6 protein-coding genes and 1 pseudogene are annotated in these 6,195 nt (G+C 36.2%); 6 read left to right on the top strand and 1 reads right to left on the bottom strand.

Going from position 1 to position 6,195, the window contains the following annotated elements; genetic code table 11:
* A partial coding sequence (locus V7137_RS05010) for a MerR family DNA-binding transcriptional regulator (protein ID WP_335697047.1) occupies window positions 1–79 on the bottom strand: 79 nt, incomplete at its 3' end.
* Between the two features lie 142 nt (window positions 80–221).
* Here V7137_RS05010 and V7137_RS05005 point away from each other — a divergent pair.
* From V7137_RS05005 to V7137_RS04980, 6 genes and pseudogenes are all read left to right on the top strand, one after another.
* Window positions 222–983, top strand: a complete 762-nt coding sequence (locus V7137_RS05005; protein WP_335697045.1) for an SDR family NAD(P)-dependent oxidoreductase — start codon at window positions 222–224, stop codon at window positions 981–983.
* A 176-nt stretch (window positions 984–1,159) separates the two neighbouring features.
* A pseudogene (locus V7137_RS05000) lies at window positions 1,160–1,240 on the top strand (hypothetical protein); the annotation flags it as partial.
* Window positions 1,241–1,489: 249 nt separating this feature from the next.
* The gene (locus tag V7137_RS04995) at window positions 1,490–2,002 is read left to right on the top strand and encodes a protease inhibitor I9 family protein (protein ID WP_335697044.1); all 513 of its coding nucleotides are present in this window, start codon (window positions 1,490–1,492) and stop codon (window positions 2,000–2,002) included.
* Window positions 2,003–2,086: 84 nt separating this feature from the next.
* Complete coding sequence (locus tag V7137_RS04990) at window positions 2,087–3,628, top strand: spore germination protein (RefSeq protein WP_335697043.1); 1,542 nt, start codon at window positions 2,087–2,089, stop codon at window positions 3,626–3,628.
* 7 nt (window positions 3,629–3,635) lie between these two features.
* Entirely contained in the window at window positions 3,636–4,745 is a 1,110-nt protein-coding gene (locus V7137_RS04985) for a GerAB/ArcD/ProY family transporter (protein ID WP_335697042.1), read from the top strand.
* On the top strand, window positions 4,720–5,967 hold the full coding sequence (locus tag V7137_RS04980) for a Ger(x)C family spore germination protein (protein WP_335697041.1): 1,248 nt from the start codon (window positions 4,720–4,722) through the stop codon (window positions 5,965–5,967). Before V7137_RS04985 ends, V7137_RS04980 begins: the two co-directional genes overlap by 26 nt.
* The last annotated feature ends 228 nt before the right edge of the window (window positions 5,968–6,195 follow it).

The raw sequence follows: 6,195 nt of genomic DNA, 5'->3' as shown, positions 1-6,195 counted from the left end.
TAATCTTTTCTTTTTCATAATAACGTAATGTATGAGGGGTGATTCCCAACAACTTTGCTAGCTCGCTAATTTGGTACATAAAAATCCCCTTTCATTAATTTGTAGAATAAGCCTTAAGAAATAATAAATAATGCTTGCCTTAGAGTAAACTCTAACGAATATAATGAACAAATCAAGCAAAGATTACAACTTTCTAAATAGAAATTTCAGGAGGAATTTATATGGTTTACACTGTGATAACTGGAGCAAGCTCAGGTATTGGTTATGAAGCAGCACTAGCGTTTGCATCTCGGGGAAAAAATCTAATCATTGTAGCTCGCAGGAAAGATAACTTGGAAAAATTAAAGTCAGAGATCTTGCATATCAATCCAAACCTAGATGTTGTTATTCGAACAACTGATTTATCAGTAACAGAGAATGCTTATAAACTTTACGAAAGTCTTCGTGGTTTCCAAATTGAAACGTGGATTAACAATGCAGGTTTTGGAAACTTTGCTACAGTTGCTGAACAAAATCTAAACAAGATTGAGGCAATGCTACACTTGAATATAGAGTCCTTAACTATACTTACATCCCTGTATGTTCGTGATTATGCAAATGTCGAAGGAACCCAGCTTATTAATGTATCATCAGGCGGCGGTTATACAATTATTGCAAACTCTATTACCTATTGTGCTACTAAATTTTACGTAAGTGCATTTACAGAAGGACTTGCACACGAACTTAAATTAAAGGGTGCAAAGATGCAAGTAAAAGTTTTGGCTCCTGCTGCAACTGAAACAGAGTTCGCACAACGATCTTTAGATATAGACGAATTTCAATATGAAGGTGCTGTAGCCAAGTTTCATACCTCAAAACAAATGGCAGGATTTATGCTAGATCTTTATGATAGTAATAAAGTAGTAGGAAAAGTTGATGGAATAACCTATGAATTTGAGCTAGTAGATCCTATATTTAACTTTGCGGTAAGAACAACTAAATGATAGTGCATTTATTAAATTTCTATAATTAACACAAAAAAACTTGCAGGAGCAATCAGACTGCTAGTTTTTTTGCACCCAATAAACAGTTTCTATGTATAAAAATAAAGAGAACCCACACAACTGCAGGTGGTGACGTAAACAAAGATCATGTCATTGATATTATGGATGCATAAACAATTCAATCGAATTGGGGAACCAATAAACGTAGCGCCGATATCAACTTTGATGGAATAGTCGATGCGAAAGATTTTGCATTCGTAGAAAAGAACTTCGGAATGCAAAATTCGACAGTAGATAACGCTCCAAAAGCAGTAAAGACATATAAAGGCAAAACACTTGCTGCGATTAAGAGTGCGTTAGGGATTCAATAAACATAATTAAACGACAGCTGCCTGTTTCTTATTTTAAGAGACAAGCAGTTATTTTTGCGGCCATAAAGGTGAATACTAAGGATACCATTCTGAAAAATGCAAAAAAACTTCCCTTCAGTAAAAGGAGAGGCAATGATGATGAAGAAGTTTTATAGTGGAGCCATTTTGGCAGCAGCCATCCTATCTATTTTGAGTGGATGTCAGGAAAGTAGTTTTGAAAACAATCATACTTTAGAAAAAGGAAAGGTGGTGGAAGAAACGATGACCCCTTCAGTTCATGTAGATCCTGCGATTGACCTCTCAAGCGAACAAACCACTTCGATTATTATTGAATTCAAAACAAAACCAGCAAAAATAGCAGTTTTAGAAGCAGAAGCAAAAGGGATTCCTTTAACAATGGAGGAAGCGAAGAAACATGTAGAAGAAAGTCATCTTACTTTTCAAAAGGAACTTCATGAGTTATTAGATAAGAACCAGATCCCCTACACCGTTCGGCACAAATTTACGACTGCCTTAAACGGCGTGTCGATGGAATTACCCGCAAATGAAATCCAAAGGTTAGCAGAATCCTCGGCTGTTATTTCAAGAATATCTCTCAATCGAAAAATTAAGCTAGATCCACCGATTTTACCTTTTGGACAACTGTGAAAATATAGTTAGGTTGTTCCAACTATGCATACATAAAGACCCCTAAAACTGGAAAACTATATAAAAATTAGGGGGTGGTTCATATTGAAGAAAAAAATCTTAATGCCGCTTTTTAAGAAACTCAATCCAGAACCACAATTTAGCGAACAGTCCAATACACAGGAAATTGAACTAAAAAAACAAGATATTAGCAGTAATTATGATCAAAATTTAGTGACATTTAAGTCCATTTTCAGTATACCAAAGAATATCGATATCAAGGTACGTGAGTTTACCATCGGTTCACTTGATCGCCGTGCTTTTATCATTTATATAAGTACGATGGTCGACGTACAGAGCATTCAAGAAGGCATCATGGAAAAATTAATTGGTAACGATCAGCCGTCAGGTAAGATTCAAAATATCACTTCCTACCCAAGTGAAAGAACAGCAACAAATATTGGGGAAATTACGGAATTTATTACAGGTGGAGTCACCGCACTCTTTGTGGATGGCGATACTCAATGCTACTTATTTGAAACGACGAAAATTACAGGCCGTTCCATTGAGAAATCCGATAATGAAGTGATTGTAAAAGGGGCAAAGGAATCATTTAACGAAAAGGTAATCGATAATATTGCCTTACTTCGTAAAAAGATAAGAAATGAAAATCTTATTGTTGAGGCTAAGGTTATTACGAAACGATCCAGAAACGATGTATTTTTGGTTTATGAAAAAGACCTAGTAAATGATGAATTGCTTCAAACGATTAAAGATAAGTTAGCTTCGCTCGAAACGGATAGGATTCTTGATCTAAGTATTTTAGAGCAATACCTAGAAGATCGACCAAGGTCATTATTTCCATCCATATTATATACAGAACGTCCTGACCGGGCGACATCCTTCATTGAAGAAGGTCACATCGTTTTATTAATGACAAATTCTCCAAGTTGTCTGGTACTGCCTGCTACCTTTTGGTCAATGTTTCATTCGCCGGAAGACCATTACCTACGCACACCCTATGGTAATTTCATCAGGTTTTTGCGATTTCAAGCTTTGTTTGTCGCCATGTTTGCTTCGCCCTTATATATTGCGATTACAAATTATCATGTAGGGATGATCCCGCCTGATTTGTTAATGGCCATTGCCGGGACAAGGGAACGTGTCCCTTTTCCATCGACAGTTGAAATCTTAATGATGGAAATCGCCTTTGAACTCATTCGAGAAGCGGGACTACGTGTGCCAACCCCTATTGGTCCAACGATTGGGATTGTCGGTGCACTAATTTTAGGACAGGCTGCTGTTCAAGCGAATATTATTAGTCCGATTGTCATCATTGTTATTGCCTTAAGTGGCTTAAGCTCTTTTATTATCAGTGATGTGAGCATGAATTTTGCTATTCGCATCACACGTTTTTTGTTTATTTTTGCGGCAGCCTTTATGGGTATTTATGGCGCAGTAGCTTTATTTATACCGGGACTCTTTTATTTAGTCTCATTAAAATCATTTGGCATTCCTTACTTTGCACCCATGACACCACATTTCATCTCTTCAAAAGACTTAATTATTCGTCATGTTCCCATGAAAGAAAGGTTCCGCCCAGGGTATTTAAATCCAAAGGATACTGTCAAACGAGGAAAGGGATAAAAAACATATGAAGCAGCAACCCGGAAAAATTGGTATCCGTGAATATCTGTCCATCGCAATTTTAATGGTTGGTGCCAAAGTAACTGAAGACACACCAACTGCTCTGTTTCAAAAGGTCCAAAACGCAGCATGGATGATCCCGATCATAACGGCCGGAATCTCTTTTATCCCGCTCTTTTTATTAATAAAGACAATGTCGTTGTATCAAAACAAAAATCTATTTTCTGTTATTCAAAAACTACTCGGAAAATATCTAGGATTTTTTGTCTGTCTTCTAATATTTATCATCAATGTATTTTCCATTTCGTTCGATTCAAGAACATATACAACGATCATAAGGACGTTTTATTTTAATAGGACACCTATTGTGATCATCTATGCCGTCTTAATGGGCGTTTGTGCATATGGTGCGAAAAAGGGAATTCAGCATATCGGATCAGTTGCCTATCTTGTGATTTACTATGCAGTACTATTCTTGTATTTTGCGTTCGTATTAAGTACTCAAGATAGCAGTATTCAATCCCTTTTCCCCATTTGGGGTCCTGGAAAACTTGAAATATTGAAACAAAGCTCCCTAAATCTATCCCTTTTTTCTGAATTTTTTCTGTTTGCCTTGATTATACCGTCTATCGCCTCATACAAAGATTTTCGAAAAGGTACGTGGATTGCCTTAGTTTACATCAGCATCCAATTAAGTGTGGGTATTATCATTTTCATCTGTCTCTTTGATGTATCCTTAAAAGGAACTGGTTATCCATTCCACACAGCGATTCGTTTTATTTCAATTGGAACTTTTTTTCCGAATATCGAAATCATATTTTTCGTCATTTGGGTAATGGCGGCATTTATTCGTTTTGCAGCATTTTTGTACATAAATGCACTTATGTTCGGTCAACTATTTAAAATTAAAGACTTTGAATTCCTCATTCCAGCACTGGCAACGATTTATTTATTGATTGGATCCATTCCGGAATCACCATATGATCTCAGTCTCCAACTGAAACCGATTTTAAGAAGTGTTATTGGTCCTACATTTTTGGCTGTTTCGATCACTTTATGGCTGGTTGCACTGCTAAAGGGAGAATTTAAACATGAAAAAAACAGAGGCAGTATGTAGAATATTGTTGTTTTTCGTCATTGTTTGTTTATTAACAGGTTGTTGGGATCGTCAAGAAATTGAAGACAAAGCCTATGTGATCGGACTAGGATTAGATCGCTCCAAAGATGAAGGGAAAATCAAAGTCACCATGTTACTTGCCAATCCGGAAGTAGGTAGTATGCAAGGTGGTGGTGGATCAACCGAAAAGCCGCGGGAAATTGTCTCGTTTGATGCCAATGATTTCATTGCGGCGAAAGCCACAGGCAATTCCATCATCTCACGGGATATTAGTTATGAACTATTAAAGATTATTGTTGTCTCCGAGGAATATGCACAAGACAAAGATTTTATTAAGAAGTTTTACGACGTCTTAAAGGATAAAGACATTCGCTTGGATTGTCATTTAGCCATATCTAAAGAAAAGGCAAGTAAGTATTTTATTAATAATCGGCCGAAAATGGAAACAAGACCACATAAATACTTTCAATTCATGATTGATCACGGAATTGATAATGGGTTCATCCCAGATTCTACCCTCTTTAAATTTTTTAAAACGTTGGAAAGAGGGACAGACTTCTTTTTGGCGATGTACACAACAGCCGAAAAGGAAAAGAATCCTGAAATAAGAAGTGAAGATGAATACATGGCAGGACAATTGAATGCTACAGGCGAACTGGATGCTACACAATTTATTGGGTCAGCGGTCTTCAGGAGTGGCGTGATGATTGATAAGCTAACCGGTCAAGAAACACGTAATATCAATATTCTAGATGATTCAACGAACATCCAAGATATATTGGTTGATATACCTGATCCTTTTTCGGACGACCAGTTGCAGTTTGCAGCAAGAATCATGAAAACAGAAAATAATAAAGTGAAGATGGACTTAAAGGGTCAAAAGCCAAAGATTTTTATAACCATCCCTTTAAAGATAGAAATTATATCAAACCCGTCAATGGTCGACTATACAGTGAAAAAAAATCAACAGATAGTAAAAAAACAAATATCCGCTCATTTAAAAACATTGAACGAAAAATTGTTAAAAAAAACACAAACAAAATTTAAAGGTGTACCATATCCGTTATCCATGTATGTCAGAAGATATTTTGGAACGATTCAGGAATATAAAAAATTCAATTGGGGAAAATCATATCAGGAAGCGGACATTCATGTGAAAGTAGATGTTGAAATTGTTGATTATGGTAAAAGAACAAAAAAACCTCCAAAGGTGGGGGCGTAGTTGGAAAAATTAATCTACGTTAGTCTGTTTATAATTATTGTTTATACCATGGGATTCGGCGTTTCCTTGTGGAAGGAAAAACAAAAAATAGGTGCAATGGCCATACTTTTTCTTTCTCTTTGCTTAATCATCCTGCCTTTCTTCTCGATCCTTTAAAACTAATTTCAATCGTTAATAATAAAACAAACACCAAGGGCTGGATAATCAGTCCTTTTTTACAAAAAATAG

Source organism: Neobacillus drentensis (assembly GCF_036962765.1).
GTDB lineage: Bacteria > Bacillota > Bacilli > Bacillales > Cytobacillaceae > Neobacillus > Neobacillus drentensis_C.
The sequence above is the reverse complement of the archived record's forward strand: the minus strand, read 5'-3'. Positions and strand labels throughout refer to the sequence as shown.

Excerpts from the sequence above, each read along its gene's own strand:
- V7137_RS04995 (WP_335697044.1), top strand. The coding sequence starts at position 1,490 with ATGATGAAGAAGTTTTATAGTGGAGCCATTTTGGCAGCAGCCATCCTA.
- V7137_RS04985 (WP_335697042.1), top strand. The coding sequence starts at position 3,636 with ATGAAGCAGCAACCCGGAAAAATTGGTATCCGTGAATATCTGTCCATC.
- V7137_RS05005 (WP_335697045.1), top strand. The coding sequence starts at position 222 with ATGGTTTACACTGTGATAACTGGAGCAAGCTCAGGTATTGGTTATGAA.
- V7137_RS04980 (WP_335697041.1), top strand. The coding sequence starts at position 4,720 with ATGAAAAAAACAGAGGCAGTATGTAGAATATTGTTGTTTTTCGTCATT.